This is a genomic window from Streptomyces sp. NPDC005496, assembly GCF_042872045.1.
GTDB lineage: Bacteria > Actinomycetota > Actinomycetes > Streptomycetales > Streptomycetaceae > Streptomyces.
In genome coordinates, this window is the sequence record NZ_JBIAJQ010000003.1 from 826,640 (window position 1) to 850,620 (window position 23,981).

At 72.9% G+C, this 23,981-nt stretch carries 25 protein-coding genes; 6 read left to right on the top strand and 19 right to left on the bottom strand.

What is annotated here, in order from left to right; translation table 11 throughout:
* Positions 1–3: 3 nt before the first annotated feature.
* From guaB to ACFYQQ_RS12300, 3 genes are all read right to left on the bottom strand, one after another.
* Positions 4–1,506, bottom strand: a complete 1,503-nt coding sequence (guaB, locus tag ACFYQQ_RS12290; protein ID WP_356170024.1) for an IMP dehydrogenase — start codon at positions 1,504–1,506, stop codon at positions 4–6.
* 368 nt (positions 1,507–1,874) lie between these two features.
* Positions 1,875–2,462, bottom strand: coding sequence for a sigma-70 family RNA polymerase sigma factor (locus tag ACFYQQ_RS12295; RefSeq protein WP_355793823.1), 588 nt, complete (start codon positions 2,460–2,462; stop codon positions 1,875–1,877).
* Between the two features lie 280 nt (positions 2,463–2,742).
* Positions 2,743–3,354 (bottom strand): response regulator transcription factor, encoded by a 612-nt coding sequence (locus ACFYQQ_RS12300; RefSeq protein ID WP_003948568.1) that lies wholly within the window; start codon positions 3,352–3,354, stop codon positions 2,743–2,745.
* Positions 3,355–3,741: 387 nt separating this feature from the next.
* Here ACFYQQ_RS12300 and ACFYQQ_RS12305 point away from each other — a divergent pair, with 387 nt between their 5' ends.
* Positions 3,742–4,074 (top strand): WhiB family transcriptional regulator, encoded by a 333-nt coding sequence (locus tag ACFYQQ_RS12305; protein ID WP_355789683.1) that lies wholly within the window; start codon positions 3,742–3,744, stop codon positions 4,072–4,074.
* 87 nt (positions 4,075–4,161) lie between these two features.
* Here the strand turns inward: ACFYQQ_RS12305 and ACFYQQ_RS12310 are convergent, their stop codons facing one another.
* The gene (locus ACFYQQ_RS12310) at positions 4,162–5,058 is read right to left on the bottom strand and encodes a LysR family transcriptional regulator (protein ID WP_355789680.1); all 897 of its coding nucleotides are present in this window, start codon (positions 5,056–5,058) and stop codon (positions 4,162–4,164) included.
* An 80-nt stretch (positions 5,059–5,138) separates the two neighbouring features.
* Here ACFYQQ_RS12310 and ACFYQQ_RS12315 point away from each other — a divergent pair, with 80 nt between their 5' ends.
* From ACFYQQ_RS12315 to ACFYQQ_RS12325, 3 genes are all read left to right on the top strand, one after another.
* Positions 5,139–5,807, top strand: coding sequence for an MOSC domain-containing protein (locus ACFYQQ_RS12315; RefSeq protein WP_355789677.1), 669 nt, complete (start codon positions 5,139–5,141; stop codon positions 5,805–5,807).
* Between the two features lie 105 nt (positions 5,808–5,912).
* Entirely contained in the window at positions 5,913–6,686 is a 774-nt protein-coding gene (locus tag ACFYQQ_RS12320; protein WP_355789674.1) for an SDR family oxidoreductase, read from the top strand.
* A 126-nt stretch (positions 6,687–6,812) separates the two neighbouring features.
* Positions 6,813–7,520 (top strand): ester cyclase, encoded by a 708-nt coding sequence (locus ACFYQQ_RS12325; RefSeq protein ID WP_355789671.1) that lies wholly within the window; start codon positions 6,813–6,815, stop codon positions 7,518–7,520.
* Here the strand turns inward: ACFYQQ_RS12325 and ACFYQQ_RS12330 are convergent.
* Entirely contained in the window at positions 7,517–8,425 is a 909-nt protein-coding gene (locus ACFYQQ_RS12330; protein WP_355789668.1) for a helix-turn-helix transcriptional regulator, read from the bottom strand. The two genes, ACFYQQ_RS12325 and ACFYQQ_RS12330, sit on opposite strands and share 4 nt — an antisense overlap.
* A gap of 114 nt (positions 8,426–8,539) precedes the next feature.
* On the opposite strand from ACFYQQ_RS12330, the gene ACFYQQ_RS12335 reads away from it, so the two are divergent.
* Positions 8,540–9,238: an SDR family NAD(P)-dependent oxidoreductase gene (locus ACFYQQ_RS12335; RefSeq protein WP_356170008.1), complete on the top strand. Its 699-nt coding sequence runs from the start codon at positions 8,540–8,542 to the stop codon at positions 9,236–9,238.
* A 127-nt stretch (positions 9,239–9,365) separates the two neighbouring features.
* On the opposite strand, the gene groL is transcribed toward ACFYQQ_RS12335, so the two are convergent.
* The 4 genes from groL to ACFYQQ_RS12355 all read right to left on the bottom strand — a co-directional run bounded on the left by groL (position 9,366) and on the right by ACFYQQ_RS12355 (position 13,437).
* Complete coding sequence (groL, locus tag ACFYQQ_RS12340; protein WP_356170005.1) at positions 9,366–10,994, bottom strand: chaperonin GroEL; 1,629 nt, start codon at positions 10,992–10,994, stop codon at positions 9,366–9,368.
* A gap of 111 nt (positions 10,995–11,105) precedes the next feature.
* A complete protein-coding gene (gene groES / locus ACFYQQ_RS12345) occupies positions 11,106–11,414 on the bottom strand; it encodes a co-chaperone GroES (RefSeq protein ID WP_019066754.1) in 309 nt (102 codons plus the stop codon).
* Positions 11,415–11,639: 225 nt separating this feature from the next.
* Positions 11,640–12,416: a polysaccharide deacetylase family protein gene (locus tag ACFYQQ_RS12350; protein ID WP_388904374.1), complete on the bottom strand. Its 777-nt coding sequence runs from the start codon at positions 12,414–12,416 to the stop codon at positions 11,640–11,642.
* A gap of 49 nt (positions 12,417–12,465) precedes the next feature.
* Complete coding sequence (locus tag ACFYQQ_RS12355; RefSeq protein WP_355794891.1) at positions 12,466–13,437, bottom strand: polysaccharide deacetylase family protein; 972 nt, start codon at positions 13,435–13,437, stop codon at positions 12,466–12,468.
* Positions 13,438–13,527: 90 nt separating this feature from the next.
* On the opposite strand from ACFYQQ_RS12355, the gene ACFYQQ_RS12360 reads away from it, so the two are divergent.
* Positions 13,528–14,706: a class I SAM-dependent methyltransferase gene (locus tag ACFYQQ_RS12360; protein ID WP_356170001.1), complete on the top strand. Its 1,179-nt coding sequence runs from the start codon at positions 13,528–13,530 to the stop codon at positions 14,704–14,706.
* A gap of 593 nt (positions 14,707–15,299) precedes the next feature.
* Here ACFYQQ_RS12360 and ACFYQQ_RS12365 read toward each other — a convergent pair.
* The 10 genes from ACFYQQ_RS12365 to tsaB all read right to left on the bottom strand — a co-directional run bounded on the left by ACFYQQ_RS12365 (position 15,300) and on the right by tsaB (position 23,877).
* Positions 15,300–16,508, bottom strand: coding sequence for an RNA polymerase sigma factor (locus ACFYQQ_RS12365; RefSeq protein ID WP_355780656.1), 1,209 nt, complete (start codon positions 16,506–16,508; stop codon positions 15,300–15,302).
* 104 nt (positions 16,509–16,612) lie between these two features.
* A complete protein-coding gene (locus ACFYQQ_RS12370; protein ID WP_355780647.1) occupies positions 16,613–16,969 on the bottom strand; it encodes a YciI family protein in 357 nt (118 codons plus the stop codon).
* Between the two features lie 169 nt (positions 16,970–17,138).
* Positions 17,139–18,209 carry an LCP family protein gene (locus tag ACFYQQ_RS12375; RefSeq protein ID WP_388904377.1) on the bottom strand — a complete coding sequence of 357 codons (1,071 nt, stop codon included), beginning with the start codon at positions 18,207–18,209 and terminating at the stop codon, positions 17,139–17,141.
* 112 nt (positions 18,210–18,321) lie between these two features.
* Positions 18,322–19,554 (bottom strand): sigma-70 family RNA polymerase sigma factor, encoded by a 1,233-nt coding sequence (locus tag ACFYQQ_RS12380; protein ID WP_356169998.1) that lies wholly within the window; start codon positions 19,552–19,554, stop codon positions 18,322–18,324.
* Between the two features lie 13 nt (positions 19,555–19,567).
* Entirely contained in the window at positions 19,568–19,969 is a 402-nt protein-coding gene (locus ACFYQQ_RS12385; protein ID WP_356169995.1) for a YciI family protein, read from the bottom strand.
* 180 nt (positions 19,970–20,149) lie between these two features.
* The gene (locus ACFYQQ_RS12390) at positions 20,150–21,205 is read right to left on the bottom strand and encodes a LacI family DNA-binding transcriptional regulator (protein ID WP_388904380.1); all 1,056 of its coding nucleotides are present in this window, start codon (positions 21,203–21,205) and stop codon (positions 20,150–20,152) included.
* A gap of 135 nt (positions 21,206–21,340) precedes the next feature.
* Positions 21,341–21,604 carry a hypothetical protein gene (locus ACFYQQ_RS12395; protein WP_355787111.1) on the bottom strand — a complete coding sequence of 88 codons (264 nt, stop codon included), beginning with the start codon at positions 21,602–21,604 and terminating at the stop codon, positions 21,341–21,343.
* Positions 21,601–22,707, bottom strand: coding sequence for a tRNA (adenosine(37)-N6)-threonylcarbamoyltransferase complex transferase subunit TsaD (gene tsaD, locus ACFYQQ_RS12400; RefSeq protein ID WP_355787114.1), 1,107 nt, complete (start codon positions 22,705–22,707; stop codon positions 21,601–21,603). The genes ACFYQQ_RS12395 and tsaD overlap by 4 nt, the downstream gene beginning before the upstream one ends.
* Entirely contained in the window at positions 22,700–23,206 is a 507-nt protein-coding gene (rimI, locus tag ACFYQQ_RS12405; RefSeq protein WP_355787125.1) for a ribosomal protein S18-alanine N-acetyltransferase, read from the bottom strand. Before rimI ends, tsaD begins: the two co-directional genes overlap by 8 nt.
* Before the next feature lie 17 nt (positions 23,207–23,223).
* Entirely contained in the window at positions 23,224–23,877 is a 654-nt protein-coding gene (gene tsaB / locus ACFYQQ_RS12410) for a tRNA (adenosine(37)-N6)-threonylcarbamoyltransferase complex dimerization subunit type 1 TsaB (RefSeq protein WP_355787117.1), read from the bottom strand.
* Between the last annotated feature and the right edge of the window lie 104 nt (positions 23,878–23,981).

Consider the following 23,981-nt stretch of genomic DNA (forward strand, 5'->3'; position numbering starts at 1 on the left):
ACCTCACGGGCGGCTGTAGTTGGGGGCCTCGACCGTCATCTGGATGTCGTGCGGGTGGCTCTCCTTGAGACCCGCCGAGGTGATCCGCACGAAGCGGCCCTTGGTCTCCATCTCGTCGATGGTGGCGGCGCCGACGTATCCCATGGTCTGGCGCAGACCGCCGACGAGCTGGTGCAGCACGTTGGCGAGCGGGCCGCGGTAGGGCACCTGGCCCTCGATGCCCTCGGGCACGAGCTTGTCGTCGGAGGCCACCTCGGCCTGGAAGTAGCGGTCCTTCGAGTACGACCGGCCCTGGCCGCGGGACTGCATGGCACCGAGGGAGCCCATGCCGCGATAGGACTTGAACTGCTTGCCGTTGATGAACTGCAGCTCGCCCGGCGACTCCTCGCAGCCCGCGAGGAGGCTGCCCAGCATCACCGTGTCGGCGCCGGCGGCGAGCGCCTTGCCGATGTCACCGGAGTACTGCAGGCCGCCGTCGCCGATGACCGGGACGCCCGCGGCGCGGGCCGCGAGGGCGGCCTCGTAGATGGCGGTGACCTGGGGGACGCCGATGCCGGCGACCACACGGGTCGTACAGATGGAGCCGGGACCCACGCCCACCTTGACGCCGTCGACGCCGGCGTCGATCAGGGCCTGGGCGCCGTCACGCGTGGCGACGTTGCCGCCGATCACGTCGACGCCGACGCTCGACTTGATCTTGGCCATCCAGTTGAGGGCGTTGCTGTTGTGCCCGTGGGAGGTGTCGACGATCAGGAAGTCCACACCGGCCTCGGCGAGCGCCTGGGCCCGCTCCAGCGCCTCGGGGCTGGCGCCGACGGCGGCACCCACGAGGAGGCGGCCCTCGGCGTCCTTCGCGGCGTTCGGGTACTTCTCCGCCTTGACGAAGTCCTTGACCGTGATGAGGCCCTTGAGGATGCCCGCGTCGTCGACCAGCGGCAGCTTCTCGATCTTGTGGCGGCGGAGCAGCTCCACCGCGTCGTTCCCGGAGATGCCGACCTTGCCGGTGACCAGGGGCATCGGGGTCATGACCTCGCGCACCTGACGGGAGCGGTCGGTCTCGAAGGCCATGTCGCGGTTGGTGACGATGCCGAGCAGCTTCTTGTTGCCGTCGGTGACGGGCACGCCGCTGATGCGGAACTTGGCGCACAGGGCGTCCGCCTCGGCGAGCGTCGCGTCCGGGTGCACCGTGATCGGGTCGGTGACCATGCCGGACTCGGAGCGCTTCACGAGGTCGACCTGGTTGACCTGGTCCTCGATGGACAGGTTCCGGTGCAGCACGCCGACACCGCCCTGGCGGGCCATGGCGATGGCCATCCGGGACTCGGTGACCTTGTCCATCGCCGCCGAGAGCAGCGGGATGTTCACGCGCACGTTGCGGGAGATGCGGGACGAGGTGTCGACCGCGTTGGGCAGCACTTCCGATGCGCCCGGCAGCAGCAGCACGTCGTCGTAGGTCAGCCCGAGTGTCGCGAATTTCTCGGGCACTCCGTCGACGTTTGCAGTCATGACACCTTCCCCAAATGGCCTTGATCGGTGCGGATGTCCATGCTAACGGGAAGCACGGCTCTCTCATTCCACGGTTTCCGGCGCCCGTCGGCTTCGTAGCTTCGTACGAGCCGGGAGCCGGCTCCGTTCACGCGCCGCCCCGGGAGGGTCTCCCGGGCACTCGGCGCCGACCTGGCCCGCCCGGCGCTTCCGCGTCCCGCCCGTCACGGTCCTCGCCGACGCGGCGGAACGCAACTGCCGTCCCCGCGCGAGGTCCCGCACCGGCGGACGCCGGCGCGACGCCGTCGTCCCGGTGCCGCGAACAGCGGCGACCGCCGGGAAGCCCGCGGCTCCCGGAGCGGAGGCGGTGCGTGCCCGACGGGGAGCCGTTACTGCTCCGCCAGGGCCCGCAGGCGGCTCAGGGCCCGGTGCTGGGCCACGCGGACCGCACCGGGTGACATTCCCAACATCTGCCCCGTCTCCTCGGCCGTGAGCCCCACCGCGATGCGCAGCAGGAGCAGCTCCCGCTGGTTCTCCGGGAGGTTGGCCAGGAGCTTCTTGGCCCACTCGGCGTCGCTGCTGAGCAGGGCGCGCTCCTCGGGACCGAGCGAGTCGTCCGGCCGCTCGGGCATCTCGTCCGAGGGCACGGCCGTCGAGCCGGGATGGCGCATCGCGGCGCGCTGGAGGTCGGCGACCTTGTGCGCGGCGATGGCGAAGACGAAGGCTTCGAAGGGGCGCCCGGTGTCCTTGTAGCGCGGCAGCGCCAGCAGCACCGCGACGCAGACCTCCTGCGCCAGGTCCTCCACGAAGTGCCGCGCGTCGCCCGGGAGCCGGGAGAGACGCGTGCGGCAGTACCGCAGAGCGAGAGGATGTACGTGGGCGAGCAGGTCGTGTGTGGCCTGCTCGTCGCCGTCGACCGCACGATGGACGAGCGCACCGATTGCCCCTTGGGCAGTGGCCGCCTCGTCGTCACGCATCGGTCCATGGTGCCTCGGCGTCGTTCGATCCGTGGCACCGCGTCCGTAGTTGTGCACCGAAGCGTTATGAGCAGGTGCGCCGGAACTCATCTCCTGCGCCCTCCCCTTCCGCTCGACCGAATCGTCCCCGAGGAACTCCACACCTCAAGGATGCGGCATCCGCCGGGAAACGGGGATCGGGCATCGGAGGGACCGTGTGAATGGGCCCGGCCCCGCCCGCCCGGAGGCGGACGGGAGGCGCCGTACGGCGGGTGGGGATCGCCGTCCCGGGGCAGCTCACCTAGCGGACCAGGCCCCAGCGGAAACCGAGCGCCACGGCGTGCGCGCGGTCGGAGGCGCCGAGCTTCTTGAAGAGCCGTCGCGCGTGGGTCTTGACGGTGTCCTCGGAGAGGAACAGCTCACGTCCGATCTCCGCGTTGGAGCGGCCGTGGCTCATGCCTTCCAGGACCTGGATCTCACGCGCAGTGAGCGTCGGCGCGGCGCCCATCTCGGCCGACCGCAGCCGGCGCGGGGCGAGCCGCCAGGTCGGGTCGGCGAGCGCCTGCGTCACCGTGGCCCGCAGTTCGGCGCGCGAGGCGTCCTTGTGCAGGTAGCCGCGGGCACCGGCGGCGACGGCGAGCGCCACACCGTCCAGGTCCTCGGCGACGGTGAGCATGATGATGCGGGCGCCCGGGTCGGCGGAGAGCAGCCGCCGGACCGTCTCCACGCCGCCCAGACCGGGCATGCGCACGTCCATCAGAATCAGGTCGGAGCGGTCGGCGCCCCAGCGGCGGAGCACTTCCTCGCCGTTGGCCGCCGTCGTCACGCGCTCGACGCCGGGCACGGTAGCAACCGCGCGGCGGAGCGCCTCTCGGGCAAGCGGGGAGTCGTCGCAGACGAGGACGGATGTCATGGCCGCCCTCCGCAGCTGATGCGCGTCACCTTGAGCCTCCAGGCTGGTACGAATCGTCACCTGTGCGGTCGACACTCGTGGACGGATACTGCCGTCTGCCCGAGCGCTTGTTCCTTCAACCGCCTCGCACTCTCAACGATGGTCACTCGAAAGAGTTACGGGGCCGTCCGCCATCTTCGGCACTCTACGTGAGGGGGCGGACACGGTGCAGACATGCACAACGGACCCTCAACCTTTCATCACAAGCCATGCCCCATTTAGCCGGTTTTCTTCCCTTTTGCTGGTGTCTATGGCTAGATTCGCAATGAGTCATATTTTCATCTCCTTAGATCGTAGATGTACGGTCGGTGGGCACAGAGGCCCAGAACGGCAACAAGGGGACACGCAATGGCAGATTTCTCCCGCCTTCCCGGTCCGAACGCGGACCTCTGGGACTGGCAGCTCCTCGCGGCCTGCCGCGGGGTCGACAGCTCGCTCTTCTTCCACCCGGAGGGCGAGCGTGGTGCGGCACGGAGCGCTCGCGAGAACTCGGCCAAAGAGGTCTGCATGAGATGCCCCGTACGCGCCCAGTGCGCGGCCCACGCCCTGGCGGTGCGCGAGCCGTACGGCGTGTGGGGCGGGCTGACCGAGGACGAGCGCGAAGAGCTGATGGGACGGGCGCGCAACCGGCTGGTCTCGGCGGCGAGCAGTGGTGGGCCGGCAGACCGGCCGCACAACTGAAGGAACGTTTCTCCAACGACGGGCACGCGCAGGCGTGCCCCTGCTTTTGGTGCCGCGGAGCGTGCCGCTGAGCCGGCGCCGCGCGCGTCAGCGGGCCGCGGCCCGGGCCAGCCGGTCGAGGGTGGCCGCCACGGCGGGCACCTGGGCGAGGTCGGGCAGGGTGAGCGCGACGATCTCCCGCCGCACCGGGGGTTCCACCGCCACCGTGCGCACCCCCTTGGGGCGTACGGACTCCACGGCCAGCTCGGGCAGGACCGCGACGCCGAGGCCCGCGCCGACGAGGCCGACCACCGCCGGGTAGTCGTCCGTGGCGAAGTCGATGCGGGGCACGAAGCCGGCGCTCTCGCAGACCTCGACCAGCTGGCCGCGGCAGCGCGGGCAGCCCGCGATCCACGGCTCCCCGGCGAGTTCCGCTATGGCCACCGAGTCCGCCGTCCCCAGTCGGTGGCCCGCCGGGACGAGCCCGACCAGCCGGTCCACCAGCAGCGGCCGTACGACCAGGTCGTGCCACTCCTCGGCGCCCGCCGCGCCCTCGTAGCGGAAGGCGAGCGCGATGTCGCAGTCGCCCTCGCGCAGCATCTCCACCGAGCGCGGCGGTTCGGCCTCCTCCAGGGAGACGCGGGTGCCGGGGTGGTCGGCGCGCAGGGCCGCGAGCGCGGTCGGCACCAGGGTGGAGCTGCCGCTCGGGAAGGAGACCAGGCGGACGCGGCCCGCGCGCAGTCCGGCGATGGCGGCCACCTCCTCCTCGGCGGCCGTCAGCCCGGCGATGATGCCCGCCGCGTGCCGGACGAGGGCCTCGCCGGCCTGGGTCAGGCGCATCTCGCGGCCGGCGCGGATCAGCAGCGGCGTGCCCACGGAGGATTCGAGGGCCTTCATCTGCTGGCTGACGGCGGGCTGGGTGCAGCCCAGCTCGCGCCCCGCCGCCGAGAACGAGCCGGTGGCGGCCACGGCGCGCAGGACACGGAGATGACGGGCCTCGATCACCCGTCGAGCATAAGTGACGCTTGGGTACGCCGCCGAATATTGCGTCGACGCTTTGGCCGCCCGTCGCCTAGCGTGCCGTCATGAAGCTTCTGTCGCTGAACATCGGCCGCCCGCGGGCGGTCACCTACACGGACCAGCCCGAGGGCCTGACCGGCATCGACAAGCGGCCGGTGGACGGGCCCGTGGCGGTCTCGGCCCCCGGGCCCAAGGGCGTCGGGGCCGGCGGGCTGGCCGGGGACGCGGTGTGCGAGAAGCGCCATCACGGCGGGGACGACCAGGCGGTGTACGCGTTCGCGCGGGAGGACCTGGACGAGTGGGAGCGCGAGCTCGGCCGCCCGCTGACGAACGGCTCGTTCGGCGAGAACCTGACCACGTCGGGGCTCGACGTGTCCGGCGCCCGGATAGGCGAGCGGTGGCGCGTGGGGCCCGAGGCCGTCCTGGAGGTCACCTGCGGGCGCATCCCCTGCCGCACCTTCCAGGGCCACCTGGGCGAGCGGGGCTGGGTCAAGCGGTTCACCCAGCGGGGTGCACCCGGCGCGTACCTGCGGGTGGTCCGGCCCGGCGAGATCCGCGCGGGCGACCCGATCGAGATCCTGCACCGCCCGGACCACGACGTGACCGTGGCGCTCCAGTTCCGTGCCGTCACGGTCGAGCGGACCCTGCTCCCGCGGCTGCTCGCGGCCGGGGACGCGCTGCACCCGGAGGTGCTGGCGGACGCGCGGAAGTACGTGGAGAAGTACGGCCGCTGACGCGGGCGGGGGACGCGGGAGACCGGTGCCGACGCGGGTACGGCGGGCGCGGCACCGGGCGGTGGGGGGCGTCGGGACGTGCGCCCCGGTCACTAACCTTGGCCCATGACAACGGCTCTGATTACGGGATCGACCGCGGGCATCGGCGCCGCGTTCGCGCGGCGGCTGGCGGCCGACGGCCACAACCTCGTCCTGGTGGCGCGCGACACCAAGCGGCTGCGCGAGCAGGCGACCGAGCTGCACGACCGGCACGGCATCGAGGCGGAGGTGCTGACGGCGGACCTGGCGACGGACACCGGCATCGAGGCGGTCGCCGCGCGTCTGGCCGACCGCAGAAGCCCGGTGGACCTGCTGGTCAACAACGCGGGCTTCGGCAACAAGGGCCGCTATCTCGACGTCTCGATGGCGGACGAGCTGAAGATGCTGAAGGTGCACTGCGAGGCGGTGCTGCGGCTGACCTCGGCGGCGTCCGAGGCGATGCGCGAGCGCGGCCGGGGCGGTGTCGTCAACGTCGCCTCGGTCGCCGCCTTCGTACCGCGCGGGACCTACGGGGCCTCGAAGGCGTGGGTCGTCCAGTTCACCCAGGGCGCGGCGAAGGACCTGGCGGGCAGCGGCGTACGGCTGATGGCCCTGTGCCCCGGCTTCGTGCGCACCGAGTTCCACCAGCGGGCCGGGATGGGCACGGACAACATCCCCGGCTGGATGTGGCTCGACGCGGACAAGCTGGTCGCGTCGGCGCTGGCGGATCTGGCCCGGGGGAAGACCGTGTCCGTCCCGGACCCGCGGTACAAGGCGCTGATGGGCGTGGTGAAGCTGACGCCGCGCGCCCTGCTGGGCGGGGTCACGTCGCGGACGGGACGCAAGTACGGGCCCCAGTAGGGGCGTACGCGCGCCGACCCGCCCGGCGGGCCGGTGCGGAGCGCGTACCGCGGAGCGGGTGGTGCCGTCCTTCCGGTGGGACGATGGGAAGTGTTCGACCGGACCCAGGGGGCCGGAGGCGGCGCCATGACATTCGTACAGCTCATCGACTGCAGGACCAGCCGGTTCGACGAGATGAACCTGCTGATGGACAAGTGGGTCGAGAAGACCAGGGGCAAGCGGACCGCGACGCACAGCGTCGTCGGCCGGGACCGCTCCGACGGCGACCACTTCGTGGAGATCGTGGAGTTCCCGTCGTACGAGGAGGCGATGCGGAACTCGAAGCTGCCCGAGACCGACGCGATCTTCGAGGAGATGGTGGCGCTCTGTGACGGGATGCCGACGTTCACCGACCTGGACGTGGTCCGGGACGAACGGCTGTTCGCGGCGAACATCCGCCGGTTCTTCGAGACGGCGGCCGCCGAGGGCGAGCTGTCCCCGCTGAACGACCTGGTCGCGGAGAACTACCACGACCACGATCCCGGCAACGAGCAGGACACCATCGGCCTCGACGGGATGCGGCGCGACCTGAGGATGTGGCGCGCCGGGTTCGACTTCCGGTTCACCGTCGAGGACCAGATCACCGAGGGGGACCGCGTCTGCACGCGGTGGACCTGGGACGGCACGCACAAGGGCGACTTCATGGGTATCCCGGCGACCGGCCGGAAGGTCTCCATGACGGGGGTGACCGTCTTCCGCTGCCAGGAGGACGGGAAGATCACCGAGGGCTGGTGGCAGTACGACCGGCTGGGCTTCATGTCGCAGCTCGGCGCCCTCGACGGCTTCGAGAACTAGGGCCTGGCACCCGGCAGTTCGGACGTCGGCGTCTCCTGGTGCTGTCGGTCGGCGGTGGCCGGCGGGCCCGCGACGGCGGCGAGGCGGAGCCTGGTCTCGTCCTCGCCGGGCGCGGCGGTCATGACGACGATCTTCAGCTCGGAGTCGCCGTCGGACAGCACGTCGCAGTCCACGGTGACCGGTCCCACCGAGGGGTGCTCGATCGTCTTGTGGTCCTCGCGGTGGGCCGCCACCCGCCCGGTCGCCCACAGCTCGGCGAACCTCGCGTTGCCCGCGTCCAGCTCGCGGACCAGCGCGGCCAGGCGGGCGTCCCCCGGGAAGCGGCCCGCGGCGCGGCGCAGGTCGGAGACGACGGCCGCGTCGGTGGCGGCGCGGTCGGTCTCGGTGACCGGCCACTGCGCGAGGCGGGCGGGGCCGCCGTCCACCGGGAACCTGTCGCGGGCGAAGTTGCGCAGCCGGGGCGGCGTGGCCGAGGGGTCGCCGAGCAGGGCGGCCCATCCCTTGTTCCACCACACGAGCTGCCAGTCCGCCGCGAAGACGGCGACGGCGACGTCCCCGAGGCGGGCCAGCACCCGCCGCACGCCAGGCGGGACGTGGTCGGAGATCGCGCCGTCCGCCGGCGGGACCAGCCGGGCCAGCCGGTACAGGTGGTCGCGCTCGGCGGTGGACAGCTGAAGCGCACGGGCCAGGGACGCCACCACCGACGCCGAGGGGGTCGTGGCCCGCCCCTGCTCCAGACGTACGACGTAGTCGACCGACACCCCCGCCAGGTCGGCCAGTTCCTCGCGCCGCAGTCCGGCGGCGCGGCGTCCGACCGCCACCGGCAGTCCGGCGGCCGACGGGGGCAGCCGGTCCCGCCAGGTGCGGATCATCGCGCCCAGTCCGGTTCCGGGGATCGTCGCCATGATCCCCATGCTCCCGCATCACCGGCCGTACGGGCGGCGGCGAGGGTGGTACTGCTCTTCCCTGTGTCGGACCGTCCCTGGAACGACTTCCGGACCGGGGCCATGGTCGGACGTATGACCATCACTTTCATCACCGGAGCCAACAAGGGTCTCGGCCGCGAGACCGCCCGCCGCCTGGCCGAGCACGGGCACACCGTGCTGGTCGGGGCCCGCGACCGCGAAGAGGGCGAGAAGGCCGCCGCGGCGGTCGGCGCGCGCCACGTGCTGATCGACGTGACCGACGACGCGTCCGTGGCCGCCGCCGCGGCGGACGTCGCCCGGCACGAGGGCCGGATCGACGTCCTGATCAACAACGCCGGTGTGCACGGCCCGCTCGGCGACCCCGGTGACCTCACCGCCGCCGAGGCGCTCGCCGTCCTCGACGTCAACGTGGTCGGCGTCGTCCGCACCACCACCGCGTTCCTGCCGCTGCTGCGCCGTTCCGACGACCCCGTGATCGTCAACGTCAGCAGCGGTATGGGCTCCCTCGCCCTCACCCACGACCCGGCCCGGCCGGAGTCGCGTGTCGTCGCGCCCCTGTACACGTCCTCGAAGGCGGCGCTGACGATGCTGACCACCCAGTACGCCAAGGCGCTCGAGGGCGTCCGTGTCAACGCCGCCGACCCCGGCTACACGGCGACCGACCTCAACGGGCACAGCGGCCCGCAGACCGTCACCGAGGGCACGGACGCGATCGTGGCCCTCGCCACCGAAGGGCCCGGCGCCGGCACCGGACGCTTCGTCTCGCGGCACGGCGAGATCGCCTGGTCATGAGCCCGGACCGGCCGCCCGCCGGAACGGAGGAAGCCTCCCTCGCCCCGGACGGGGAGAGGGAGGCTTCCGGAAGGTGTGCCGCTCCTCCCCCGCGGGGGAGGAGAGCCGCCTCGGTGCGCTAATGGCCTCAGTGGGAGTGGCCGTGACCGTGACCGTGGCCCGCGTCGCCCTCGTCCTCGGCCGGCTTCTCGACGACCAGGGTCTCGGTCGTGAGGAGCAGGGAGGCGATGGACGCCGCGTTCTCCAGGGCGGAGCGGGTGACCTTGACCGGGTCGATGACGCCGGCCTTGACCAGGTCGCCGTACTCGCCGGTCGCGGCGTTGAAGCCCTGGCCCTTGTCGAGCTCGGCGACCTTGGAGGTGATGACGTAGCCCTCCAGGCCGGCGTTCTCGGCGATCCAGCGCAGCGGCTCGACGGCGGCGCGGCGGACGACCGCGACACCCGTGGCCTCGTCGCCGGTCTTGCCGAGGTTGCCCTCCAGGACCTTCACGGCGTGGACGAGCGCGGAGCCACCACCGGAGACGATGCCCTCCTCGACCGCGGCGCGGGTCGCGGAGATGGCGTCCTCCAGACGGTGCTTCTTCTCCTTCAGCTCCACCTCGGTGGCGGCGCCGACCTTGATCACGCACACGCCGCCGGCCAGCTTCGCGAGGCGCTCCTGGAGCTTCTCGCGGTCCCAGTCGGAGTCCGTGGCCTCGATCTCGGCCTTGATCTGGTTGACCCGGCCGACGACGTCCTCGGAGTTGCCGCCACCGTCGACGATGGTGGTGTCGTCCTTGGTGACGGTCACGCGGCGGGCGGTGCCGAGCACGTCCAGGCCGACCTGGTCGAGCTTGAGGCCGACCTCCTCGGCGATGACGGTGGCACCGGTGAGGGTGGCCATGTCGCCGAGCATCGCCTTGCGGCGGTCGCCGAAGCCGGGGGCCTTGACCGCGACGGCGTTGAACGTGCCGCGGATCTTGTTCACGACCAGGGTCGACAGGGCCTCGCCCTCGACGTCCTCGGCGATGATCAGCAGCGGCTTCGAGGAGTTGGTCTGGATGACCTTCTCCAGCAGCGGCAGCAGGTCCTGGATCGAGGAGATCTTGCCCTGGTGGATCAGGATGTACGGGTCGTCGAGGACGGCCTCCATACGCTCCTGGTCGGACACCATGTACGGCGACAGGTAGCCCTTGTCGAAGGCCATGCCCTCGGTGAAGTCCAGCTCCAGACCGAAGGTGTTGGACTCCTCGACGGTGATGACACCGTCCTTGCCGACCTTGTCCATCGCCTCGGCGATGAGCTCGCCGACCTGGCTGTCCTGGGCGGACAGACCGGCGACGGCGGCGATGTCGGACTTCTCGTCAATCGGGCGGGCGGTCGCGAGCAGCTCCTCGGACACGGCCTTGACGGCGGCGTCGATGCCCTTCTTGAGCAGGGCGGGGGACGCGCCGGCGGCGACGTTCTTCAGGCCCTCGCGTACGAGCGCCTGGGCCAGCACGGTGGCGGTGGTCGTACCGTCACCCGCGATGTCGTTGGTCTTGGTCGCCACCTCCTTCACCAGCTGGGCGCCGAGGTTCTCGTACGGGTCCTCGACCTCGACCTCACGGGCGATGGTCACGCCGTCGTTGGTGATGGTGGGGGCGCCGAACTTCTTGTCGATGACGACGTTGCGGCCCTTGGGGCCGATCGTCACCTTCACCGTGTCGGCAAGCTTGTTGACGCCGCGCTCAAGGGCGCGACGGGCGTCCTCGTCGAACTTCAGGATCTTCGCCATGGAGCGATTCAGCCCTCTCGGAAAACTTGGGAGAAACGAACTGCGCCCCCAGCGCCCGGCTGATTAGGTCGCGGGGGCCAGGGGCGCAGCTCACTGCAAAACTGGGATGAACTACTTCTCGATGATCGCGAGCACGTCGCGAGCCGAGAGGACGAGGTACTCCTCGCCGCTGTACTTCACCTCGGTGCCGCCGTACTTGCTGTACAGCACGATGTCGCCGGTCTTCACGTCGAGCGGCAGGCGCTCGCCGTTCTCGAAGCGGCCCGGGCCCACGGCCAGGACGACGCCCTCCTGGGGCTTCTCCTTGGCGGTGTCCGGGATGACCAGGCCAGAGGCGGTGGTCTGCTCGGCGTCGAGCGGCTGGACCACAATGCGGTCCTCGAGCGGCTTGATGGCAACCTTGGAGCTGGTGGTCGTCACGATCCGACCTCCCCCTTCGGAGATCTCACGGGGTTAACTGTCTGAGGTGGCGACCAGGTGGATCCGTCGTCGCGGGTGCCGGACCTGCCCGTCGCTATTGGCACTCTCCAGGGGGGAGTGCCAGACCAGAGACTATGACCGCGATTAGCACTCGGTCAAGCGGAGTGCCAAACGGGCGGCGGCGCGGCGTCGGATTCCCACCCCGCGGGTGACCCCCCGGAGCCCCTACAGGTAGTCCTCCAGTCGGGCCGGGGTGAGGCCCTGGGCCCGGATGCGCCGCAGCAGGCGGGTGGTCGTCGCGGCGAGGTCGGGCTCGTCGGTGCCGAGGAGGATGTCGCCGGGGCGCAGGCGGCCGGGGCCGGGCTCGCGGCCGAGGACGACGGCCGAGATCCCGCAGTCGGCGGCGGCGCGCAGGGTGGTGGCGTCGTAGGTGCCGTACGGCGGGCGGAGCAGGCGGGGCCGGACGCCGAAGCGCTCCTTGAGCTTGTCCTGCTGGCCGCAGATCTCGGCGCGCTGGCCCGCGTACGGCAGGCCGCGCAGGGAGGTGTGGTCGAGCGTGTGGTTCTGCACGCTCACGCCGACCGCCCGCAGCCGGGCGAACTGCCCGTACCCCGGCCCGACGACCCGGTCGGTGAGGAACATGCTGACCGGCAGCCGGAGCTCGCGGACCATGGCGGCGAACCGCGGATCGCGCTCGGCACTGTCGTCATAGGTCAGGAAGACCACCTTGTCGCGGGTGGCGACGCGGTCGACGACCGGCGGCAGCGCCGGGTCGCCGGTCCCGCCGGGCGGCAGCGGGCCGGGGTCGAGCGGGGCCGCCGGCTGCCCCTGGCGGCGGTGGACGCCGGCGGGCGGCCCCTGCTGTCCGTGCGGGCGCACGCGCTGCGCCGCCTTCTTGCCGAGCCGCTCGATCGGGTCGACGGACTGGGCGCAGCCGGTGGCGCCGGTCAGCAGGGCGCAGGCCAGGAGCGTGCCGAGCAGGGTGCGCGTCCGCCCGGTCACCGCCGGTGCTCCGATCGCGCGGGACGGGCCGCCGGGCGGATCGCGCTCCTCACAGGTAGTCCTCCAGCCGCGCCACGGCGTACCCCTCGTGCGTGACCTTCTTCAGGAAGCGGCGGAGCATGTCGGGCATGGTGCCCTTCCAGTCCTCGCGGCCCCGGAAGTGGGTGAGCACGATGTCGCCGGGGTGCAGGGACCGGTCCCACTCGCGGTAGTCCCAGTGGTCGGGGAAGACCTCCTCGTTCCACAGCGGGGCGGCCTTGATCCCGCAGGAGCGGGCGGCGCGCAGGGTGTCCTCGTTGTAGTTGCCGTAGGGCGGCCGGAAGAGCGTCGGGCGCTTGCCGAACTGCTTCTCCATGGTGTCCTGCATCCCGCAGATCTCCCGTTTCTGCTGCTTGTACGACAGGTTCGGCAGATACGGGTGGTGGAGCGTGTGGTTGTTCAGGCCGACGCCCCCGGCCTGCATCCTCCTGAAGTAGCCGTAGTCCTCCTTCGCCAGGTAGTGGCTGAGGAAGGCGGTGTACGGGATCTTCAGCTCGCTCGTCATCCTCAGGAACGCGGGGTCCTTCTCGGCTCCGTCGTCGATGGTGAGGAAGACGACCTTGTCCTTGGTGGGGACGGTGGTGAAGACGGGCGGCAGCTCGTCCTGGCCGTCGACCTCGAAGCCCTTGCGGGTGCCGATCACCGGCTTCTTCTCCGGCGCCGGCGGCGCGGTCAGCGGTGTCCGGGCGAGCCCCCAGCGCTTGGCGGCGGCGACCCGCGCGGCGTGCGCGGCGCGCAGTTTCGAGGCGTACGCGTCCAGCGCGCGGGCGGGCGGGGCGTTCAGTGGCTGCTGCCCGGAGGCCGGGCGCACGCCGGAGCCCGCGTCCGCGCACCCGGCGGCGAGCACGGCGGCGGTGAGCACGAGGAGACCGCCCCGGACCCCGCGCAGCGCCCTCCCGGCGGTTGCCGCACCGCGCAGCGCCGCACCACAAAACAGCGTCCGCTCCGTGCGATTTCCGTCATTTTGTCGTACTGGTCGCATGGTGCCGGATCCTCGCAGGTGACCGTCCGCCGCCCGGGCCGACACCGCCGCCGGACGCGCGCCGTCCACCGACTGGCCCACAATGGGCCGGTGACCGACCTGGACCCGCTGGCCTCCTTCGCCTCCCTGCACACCCCCGGGGGCCGTGCCCTCCTCGACGAGGTGCGCGGCACCGACCCGGCGCGGGAGCTGGCCGTCGCGACCCGGCTGCGCCGCGAGCACCCGGCGTCCCTGGTCACGGCGGCACTCGCGCAGGAGCGGCTGCGGCAGCGGGCGGTGGCGAAGTTCGGGGCCGGGGACGCGGAGCGGATGTTCTTCACGCCGGCCGGGGTGGAGCAGTCCACGCGGACGAGCGTCGCGACGTACCGCGCGGAGCGCTTCCGCGCGCTCGGCGTGCGCTCGGTCGCCGACCTGTGCTGCGGCATCGGCGGGGACGCGATCGCGCTGGCCCGCGCCGGTATCCGGGTCCTCGCGGTCGACCGGGACCCGCTGACGGCGGCGGCGGCCCGCGCGAACGCCGAGGCACTGGGCCTCGCGGAGCTGATCGAGGTGCGCGAGGCGGACGTCACGGAGGTCGCCACCGACGCGTACGACGCGGTCTTCGTGGATCCCGCCCGGCGCGGCGGCCGGGGCCGGATCTTCGACCCCGAGGCGTACTCGCCGCCGCTGTCCTGGGCGACCGCGGCGGCGCTGAAGGCACCGCGGGCCGCGCTGAAGATCGCGCCCGGCGTCCCGCACGAGGCGGTCCCGGCCGAGGCGGAGGCCGAGTGGATCTCGGACGGCGGGGACGTGAAGGAGGCCGTGCTGTGGTTCGGCACGGAGCCCGGGCTGATCCGGGCCACCCTGCTGCCGGGCCCGCGCGGACTGCGCGGCCGGGGTCTGCCCGACCCGCCGGTGCGTCCGCTCGGGCGCTACCTGTACGAGCCCGACGGCGCCGCGATCCGCGCCCATCTCGTCGCCGAGGTGGCCGAGGAGCTCGACGGGGGTCTGCTCGACGAGACGATCGCGTACATCACCTCCGACCACCTGCGCCCGACCCCGTACGCGACCGCGTACGAGATCACCGACCGGCTGCCCTTCAACGTGAAGAAGCTGAAGGCGCTGCTGCGGGAGCGGGAGGTCGGCATCCTCACGGTCAAGAAGCGCGGCTCGGCCGTCGAACCGGAGGAACTGCGCCGCAAGGTGAAGCCGCAGGGCCGCAACTCGGCGACGGTGTTCCTCACCCGGGTGGCGGGAGCGCCGACGATGCTGGTCGGCCACCCGGCGTAGGCCGACGCGAGCCGGGGCTCACGGCGCCGGGGCCCGGGTTCGGCGGCGCCGAGGGCTTCCCGAGGTACGGGTTCCGGGCCGGTCGGGCCGGTGTCGCTCCCCCGGCCGCGGGCACGGCTCGGGCGGCCCTCCGGCCGGCGCGGGTGCTGAACCGGCCGGGCTCCCCCGCGTACGGTTCCGGACCGTCGGCGCTCCCCCGGGCTGCGCGCACGGCGCGGGCGGCCCTCCGTCCGGCCCGGGTGCTGAACCGGCCGGGCTCCCCCGCGTACGGTTCCGGACCGTCGGCGCTCCCCCGGGCCGCGGGCACGGCGCGGGCGGCCCTCCGTCCGGCCCGGGTGCTGAACCGGCCGGGCTCCCCCGCGTACGGTTCCGGACCGTCGGCGCTCCCCCGGGCCGCGGGCACGGCGCGGGCAGCCCTCCGGACGGCCCAGGTGCCGGAACTCCACCGCGTACGGGTTCCGGGCCGTCGACGCCCCCCCCCCCGGCCGCGGGCAGGGCGCGGGCAGCCCTCCCGGCAGCCCGGGTGCGGAACCGGCCGGGCTCTCCCGCGTACGGTTCCGGGCGCGCTTCTCCCGGGTGGCGGGGGCGAGTTCTCAGCCGCACTCCGCCGCGCGGGCCCGCAGCAGGTCGCGTTCGCGTTCGTTGCGGGCCAGGGACGCGGCGCGTTCGAACTCGGCGCGCGCCTCGGACGTGCGGCCGAGGCGGGCCAGCAGGTCCCCGCGCACGCTGGGCAGCAAGTGGTAGTCGCGCAGGGCGGGTTCGGCGGCCAGGGCGTCCACCAGGACCAGGGCGGGCCCGGGACCCTCGGCCATCGAGACGGCGACCGCGCGGTTCAACTCGACCACCGGGGACGGCGACCGGGCGGCGAGCAGCCCGTACAGGGTGGCGATCCGGCGCCAGTCCGTGTCCTCGTACGCGTACGCCTGAGCGTGGCAGGCGGCGATGGCGGCCTGGAGGGCGTACGGCCCGGGCACCCCGGCGGAGACGGCGTCGGCGCGGGCGAGCGCCGCGAATCCGCGCCGGATCAGCATCCGGTTCCAGCGGCGGCGGTTCTGGTCCCGGAGCAGCACGGGCTCGCCGGACGGGCCGGTGCGGGCGGCCGACCTGGACGCCTGGAGTTCCAGCAGCGCCGCCAGGCCGTGCACTTCGGGCTCCTTGGGCATCAGCCCGGCCAGCACGCGGGCCAGCCGCAGCGCGTCCTCGCACAGGGCCGGGCGCAGCCAGTCGTCCCCCGCGGTGGCCGCGTAGCCCTCGTTGAAGATCAGGTAGATGACCTCCAGGACCGACCCGAGCCGGGCCTCGCGCTCGGGGCCGTAGGGCACCTCGAAGGCGACGTTCCTGGTGGCCAGCGTCCGCTTGGCGCGCACGATGCGCTGGGCGACCGTCGCCTCGGGGGCGAGGAAGGCGCGGGCGATCTCGGGCGTGGTCAGGCCGCCGACCAGCCGGAGGGTGAGGGCGATGCGGGCCTCGGCGGACAGGACCGGGTGACAGGCGGTGAAGACGAGCCGGAGCAGGTCGTCGTCGATGTCGTCGGGGTCGGCGGGTTCGTCGAGGTGGGGCGGCGCCGTCTCCAGGTCCCGGCCGACCTCCGCCAGCTTGCGCGCGTAGCGCTCCCTGCGGCGTACGAGATCGACGGCGCGCCGTCTGGCCGTGGTCATGAGCCAGGCGCCGGGGTTGTCGGGGACCCCCTCGCGCGGCCACTGCTCCAGCGCGGCGACCAGCGCGTCCTGCGCCAGTTCCTCGGCGATCCCCACGTCCCGGACGACGCGTGCGACCCCGGCGATGATGCGGGCCGACTCCATCCGGAAGATCGTGTCGACGGCCTCGGCGGCGGCGGGTGCGTCGGTGGGCTGCTCGGTCACAGCCCACCATGACACATCCGCCCTGCCGCGGGCCGGGCGCCGGCTCAGCCCTCCATGATCTCCCGCACCTCGGACGTGACCGTCCAGTGCTCCTCGTGGATCTTCAGGAACCGCTTCGCCCACTCGATCGCCTCGGCCTTGTCCTTAGCCTGGATCAGCGCGTAACCGCCGACGACCTCCTTGGTCTCGGTGAACGGGCCGTCCGTGACGGAGATCTGCCCGTTCTCCCAGCGGACGCGGGTGCCCTGCGCGGTCGGGGCGAGCCCGGCGGTGTCGAGCAGGACGCCGGCCTTGGTCATCTCTTCCAGCAACTCGCCCATCCGCTGCATGAGTTCGGGGCTGGGGCCCTCGGCGGGCGCGTTGTTCTCGTCGATACGGACCATCGTGAGGTAACGCGGCATGGTGGCTCCTTCGGTACGGCGGCCGGGGTGTTACCGGCCGTCCCGAGCGGGGCCTGTCCCCGCTCTCACCCGTGCGTCGACCAGGAGACACCGGAATCGACACCCGCTCCGGGATTCCCCGAAGTTTTTTTCCGAGGCGGCTCCGCCGGCCCGCTGGGGCCGCCGCGGGTCACCGGAGCGACGCCCACAGCCTCCCCGCCTCCGGCTCGTCGGCCACCACCCGGTTCGGGTCCGAGGGGGCCGGCACGACCGGCATCGTCACCGTCCTGACCTCTTCGGTCGACAGGGCTCCGAGACTGCGCCCGAGCCGCGTCAGCTCGCCCAGGGAGTCGAGGCCGGTGTCCGTCGTGAGGCTTCCGGTGACGGCGTCGGCGGCCCGGTAGAGCCTGGCCGGGTCGGTGAGCAGGCCGGCCGAGGCGGTCTGCTCCAGCAGGGCCTTCACCAGCTTCTGCTGGAGCCCTATGCGGCCGAGGTCGCTGCCGTCGCCCACGCCGTGGCGGGTGCGGGCCAGCGCCAGCGCCCTCGTGCCGTCCAGGTGGTGGGTACCGGCGGCCAGGTGCAGGTGGCTCAGGTCGTCGTCAATGTCCTCGTCCGTGGTGACGGTGACCCCGCCGAGCGCGTCCACCAGGTCCGCGAAGCCCGAGAAGTCGATCTCGACGTAGTGGTCCATGCGTACGTCCGTGAGGGCCTCCACGGTCTTGACGGCGCAGACGGGACCGCCGACCGCGTACGCGCTGTTGAACATCGCGCCGGACACCGCCGGTGCCGATCCGCCGGACTCCAGCGGGCAGGCGGGACGCGTCACCAGCGTGTCGCGCGGGATGCTCACCACCGTCGCGCTCGTCCGGCCCTCGTCGAGATGGACGACCATCGCCGTGTCCGAGCGCGCGCCACCGCTGTCGCCGCCGCCCAGCGCGGCGTTCTCCGCGCCGCTGCGCGAGTCCGAGCCGAGCACCAGGATGTTCAGGGCGCCCGTGGACGGCGGGACCGCCGGGGCGGACGTGGACGCGGACGCCGAGGGGGCCGGCTCCATCGCCGGGCGGTCGTCGCCGAGCGCGCCGTCGATGTCGACGCTCTTGATGTTGCCGTTCAGGTGCCGGTAGGCCCAGCCGGCCCCGGCTGCGGAGAGCACCAGGACACCGGCGAGGGCGATTCCGGCGGCCTTGAGCAGGCCCCGCCGTCCGCCCGCCGCTCGCGCGGGGGCGCTCCGCCCGTCCCCGGGCTCGTCTTCTCCAGTCACACGGGGGAACGTAAGTCCGAATTATGACGAGCAGGAACCTCTTCTCGGCTTTCCTTCGGAAATTCTCAGACTTCTCAGGCCGGCTTCAGCCCGCTCCGGCACGAGCGGCACGTCACGTGATGTCGCCGAGGCGGGCCGCGCGGGCCCGGAGGTAGCGCTGTTCGGGGAGGCTCAGGGTCTTGGCGGCGGCCGACTCGTAGGCGGCCCGGGCGGCCTCGGGGTCGCCGGCACGTTCCAGGAAGTGGGCGCGGACCGAGTCCAGACGGTGGCCCGTGGTCAACTCCGGGGCGAGGGCGTCCAGTTCGGCCAGGCCGGCCGCCGGTCCGTGGACCATGCCGACGGCCACCGCACGGTTGAGCCGTTCGACAGGGCTGGGGACGAGGTGGACGAGGACGTCGTACAGGCCGAGGATCTCGGGCCAGTCGGTGCTGTCGGGCGAGTCCGCCTCGTCGTGGACGGCGGCGATCGCGGCCCTCAACTGGTAGGGGCCGGGGCTGCGTCGGGACAGAGCCCAGGTCACCAGGGCCACGCCCTCCTCGATCGCCGCCTTGTCCCACAGCCCGCGGTCCTGCTCGTCGAGGGGGATCAGTTCACCGCCCGCCCCGGTCCGCGCGGCGCGGCGGGCGTCGGTGAGGAGCATCAGGGCGAGCAGGCCGGCGACCTCGCAGTCACCGGGCAGCAGGCGGTGCACCGTTCGGGCCAGCCGGATGGCCTCGCCCGCGAGTTCGGCCCGCTGGAGGGAAGGGCCGGAGGTCGCCGTGTAGCCCTCGTTGAAGATCAGGTAGAGCGTGTGGAGGACGGCGGGCAGCCGCTCCTCCCAGTGATCGGGGCGGCCGAAGCGTGTGCCCTTCACCCGCTGCTTGGCCCGGCTGATCCGCTGGGCCATCGTCGCCTCCGGCACCAGATGCGCGCGGGCGATCTCGGCCGTCGTCAGACCGCCGACGGCCCGCAGCGTCAGCGCGATCTGCGCGGGCTGGGACAGCTCCGGGTGACAGCAGAGGAAGAGCAGGGTCAGCGTGTCGTCCTCGGAGGGCGCACGGTCGGGCCCGGGCGGCGGCGCGGTGAAGGCGTCGCGCGGTGTGAGCGCCGCCGCCCTCTCCTCACGCAGCCGCCGTGCCCGATCACTGCGCAGCGCGTCCGTGAGCCGCCGGGAGGCGACCCTGATCAGCCAGCCCCGCGGATTGTCCGGAACCCCCGACCCGGGCCACTGCCCGGCCGCTGCCAGCAGCGCCTCCTGTACGGCGTCCTCGGCGGCGTCGAAGTGCCCGTACCGGCGGACGAGCGCGCCGAGGACCTGCGGCGCGTGCAGGCGCAGCAGGTCCTCGACCTCGCTCGTACGTCTCACGTGTCTCCCCTGCTCACGCTCCGCCGAGCGGCCGGATGACGACGGGGTACGTGTTCGCGCCCTCGGGAACGGGGCACTGGACGACCCGCGCGGCGATCTCCGTGACCCGCTCCAGGCTCGCGCACTCCAGGAGCCAGTAACCGGCGATCACTTCCTTGGTCTCGCCGTACGGCCCGTCGGTGATCACGGGCTTGCCGTCCGCGCCGGCGCCGACCAGGCGGGTCCTGGCGGGCTCGGCCAGTCCCTGGGCGTCGATGAACTCGCCGCTCTCGGCGAGGTCGTCGTTGATCGCTCCCATGTGCTGGAACATCGCCTGCATGTCCTGGTCGCTCCAGGCCGGGAGACCAGCAGTGGGCTTGCCCGCCTGGGCGTCGTAGTCCGCCTGCGTGCCCTGCACCATCACCAGGTACTTCATGAGTCCGCTCCTTCGGCTCGGGCCGCCCGTGGCGGGCGGCTCTCAGAGGGGACGTCGGAACCGGCCCGCGTTTCTCTACATGCTCGCGGAAGTTCTTCGGGCTCGCGGGACGAGCGTCGGGAGTTCCCGCTGTTCGGCCCTGTCGGCCGCCGTCCGCTCGCCCGCGCGGACGGGCAGCCTTCAGCCCGCGGACTCCGCGGGCCGCTCGCCGGTCGGGGGCGGGGCCGTACTGCTGCGCACCACCAGACTCGTGGCCAGTTCCACCCGGGTCGCAGCCGACGACTCCTCCTCGCGGCCCAGCTCCAGCACCAGTCTGGCCGCCGCCTCCGCCATCTCGGTGAGCGGCTGCCGGACCGTCGTCAGGGGCGGGCCGACCCAGCGGGCGACCGGCAGGTCGTCGAACCCTACGACGCTCAGGTCCTCCGGGATGCGCAGTCCCAGCTCGCGCGCGGCCTCGTACAGGCCGAGGGCCTGGAGGTCGTTGCCCGCGAAGACGGCCGTCGGGCTGTCGGGCGAGCGCAGCAGTTCGAGGCCGGCGCGGTAGCCGGTCTCGTGGTGGAAGTCGCCGGCCCGGATCAGCGCCGGGTCGACGGGCAGCCCCGCCGTCTCCAGCGCGGCGCGGTAGCCGTCGACCCGGGCGCGGCTGCACATCATCCGCGAGGGCCCGCTGATCGCGCCGATCCGGGTGTGCCCGAGCTCGACCAGATGCCGGGTCGCGGCCAGGCCGCCCTGCCAGTTGGTGGCGCCGATGGAGGGCACGTCGGCGCCTGGGTCGCCCGCCGGGTCCATCACGACGAAGGGGATGGAGCGGCTGGTGAGCAGCGCCCGCTGCGACTCGTCCAGGCCGGACAGGACGAGGATCACGCCGTGCGGCCGGCGGGCGGCGACCTGGTCGGCCCAGGACCGGCCGGGGGTGAGCCGGCCCGCGCTCTCGGAGAGGACGACGCTGAGGCCCGCGTCCCGCGCGACGTTCTCGACGCCCCGGATGACCTCCATGGCCCAGGCGCTCTCCAGCTCGTGGAAGACCAGGTCGATGAGGGGCGAGCGGCCCGCCTCGGCCCGGCGGCGCCGGTAGCCGTACGCGCGCAGCAGTTCCTCGACGCGGGTGCGGGTCGCGGGGGCGACGTCGGCCCGCCCGTTGAGCACCTTCGAAACAGTCGGAGCCGACACGCCGGCCTCGCGGGCGATCTCAGCGAGCGTCGCGGACTGCGACTCAGGGCTCTTCACGGGTTTCATGGCCGCGATCGTATCCCCGCGGCCCCGTCGGACGGACCCCCCTGACCGGCTCACGTTCCCGTAACATTCGGCGACACGACCGAAACATTCGCGCACGGGTCCGGCCGAGGGGCCCGCGACGGAACTGCCGAGCGTCTAGGAGGAGGCTTCGGGGACCGACTCGAACCGCCAGCGGTGCACCGCCCGGGCGACCAGGTCACCGGGCGGCTCGGGCAGTTCCGGGAGCACGGCGTCGTACGCCGCGTCCCACCACGTGATCACCAGCACCCGGTCCTGCGGCGCCCGCAGGACCTCCTGGCGCAGGGGCCGCTCGGCCGGCCGCCGCGCCCGCACCCAGGCGAGCAGGTCCTCGCCGCGTCCGGCGACGGCACGGGCCTCCCACATCAGCGCCACGGTCACGAGTACAGGTTCTCCCCGTCCGTCTCGTGCATGTGGTCGTGCGTGTGGGAGCTGCCCGGCACGTGCGGGTCCGTCACCGGCAGCGAGGAGTCCGCCGACAGGTCCCAGTCGGAGGGCGCCCGGTTGCGGGCGACCATCTCCGCGCCGAGCGCGGCCACCATGGCGCCGTTGTCCGTGCACAGCTTGGGCCGCGGGACCCGCAGCCGGATCCCGGCCGCCTCGCAGCGCTCCTGCGCCAGCACGCGCAGCCGCGAGTTGGCGGCCACCCCGCCGCCGATCATCAGGTGGTCGACGCCCTGGTCCTTGCAGGCACGGACGGCCTTGCGCGTCAGCACGTCCACGACCGCCTCCTGGAAGGACGCCGCCACGTCGCGCACCGGAACCTCCTCCCCCGCAGCCCGCTTCGCCTCGATCCAGCGGGCCACGGCGGTCTTGAGACCGGAGAAGGAGAAGTCGTACGCCGGGTCGCGCGGGCCGGTGAGACCGCGCGGGAACGCGATCGCGGCCGGGTCGCCCTCCTTGGCGTACCGGTCGATGACCGGGCCGCCCGGGAAACCCAGGTTCAGCACGCGGGCGATCTTGTCGAAGGCCTCGCCCGCCGCGTCGTCGATGGTCGCGCCCATCGGCCGCACGTCGGAGGTGATGTCCGTGGACAGCAGCAGCGAGGAGTGGCCGCCCGAGACCAGCAGCGCCATCGTCGGCTCGGGCAGCGCGCCGTGCTCCAGCTGGTCCACGCAGATGTGGGACGCCAGGTGGTTCACGCCGTACAGCGGCTTGCCGAGCGCGTAGGCGTACGCCTTCGCCGCCGAGACCCCGACGAGCAGGGCGCCCGCGAGGCCGGGCCCCGCGGTCACGGCGATCCCGTCCAGGTCCTTCGCCGTCACGCCCGCGTCCTTCAGCGCCCGCTGGATGGTGGGCACCATCGCTTCGAGGTGGGCGCGGGAGGCGACCTCCGGCACGACCCCGCCGAAACGGGCGTGCTCGTCGACGCTGGAGGCGACCGCGTCCGCGAGCAGGGTGGTGCCGCGGACGATGCCGACGCCGGTCTCGTCGCAGGAGGTCTCGATGCCGAGGACGAGGGGTTCGTCGCGCGCGTCAGCCATTGATCTCGGTTCCTTGTGTTCCTTGTACGGAGGTCGGGCCGGCGGCGGGGCCGCCGTCGGAGGCCGTGTTCAGCCGCATCACCAGGGCGTCGACGTTCCCCGGCTGGTAGTAGCCGCGCCGGAACCCGATGGCCTCGAAGCCGAAGCGCTCGTAGAGCTTCTGCGCCCGGACGTTGTCGACTCGGCACTCGAGCATGACCTCGGCGCACTCGAAGGCGGTCGCGGCCCGCAGCAGCTCGGTGAGCAGCCGTGCGCCGAGGCCGGTTCCCCACTGGTCGCGGGTGACCGCGATGGTCTGCACGTCACCCAGGTCCCCGGCGGCGGCCAGTCCCGCGTATCCGACGAGCCGCTCCCCCTCGACCGCGACGACGTAGCGCCGGGTGGCCTCGGGGCCGCGGGAGTGGGCCAGCTCGGACCAGAACATCCCCCGCGACCAGGCGTCGTCGGGGAAGAGGTCCTTCTCCAGCTCCAGTACGGGATCGATGTCCCACCAGCGCATCTCGCGCAGCTCCGCGGTCACTTCGGGGTGACCACCTTGTAGTTCTTGGGCACCTGGGCGTCCGGGCGGCGCAGGTACAGCGGTCGGGGGGCGAGCAGTTCCTCCCCCGCGGCGAGCCGCTCCGCGGCGAGCGCGGCCAGCGCCGCCGCGGCGACGTGCTCGGGTTCGCGGGCCACCGGGAAGGCGTCGGGGTAGAGCAGCGCCCCGGCGCCCACGGCGGGCAGCCCCGCGACCGCCTCCGCGATCTCGGCGGGCCGGTCCACGGCGGGTTCGCTCACGCGCGTCCGGGCGTCGGCGTACCGCGCCCAGTAGACCTCTTTGCGGCGCGCGTCCGTGGCCACGACGAAGGGCTCGTCGAGGCCGGAGGCGTAGGCGAGCCCGTCGAGGGTGCACAGGCCGTGCACCGGGACGCCGAGGGCGAGTCCGAAGGTGTCGGCGGTCATCAGGCCCACCCGCAGTCCCGTGTAGGGGCCGGGGCCCACACCGACGACGACGCCGGTGACGGAGTCGAGCCCGGTACCCGCCTCGGCGAGGACCCGGTCGACGGCGGGCAGCAGCAGTTCCCCGTGCCGTCGTGCGTCCACCTGGCTCGACGAGGCGACGACGGACGTCCCGTCGTGCAGGGCGACGGTGACGGCGGGGGTGGCGGTATCCAGAGCGAGCAAGAGCACGCAAACAGCCTACGGCGCCGGGGACCGGGGCACGGCCGCCCCGGTCAGCCGCGCCCCTGCTGCTACCGTCACTTCAAAGGACGTACAGGGCAGGTACGTGGTAC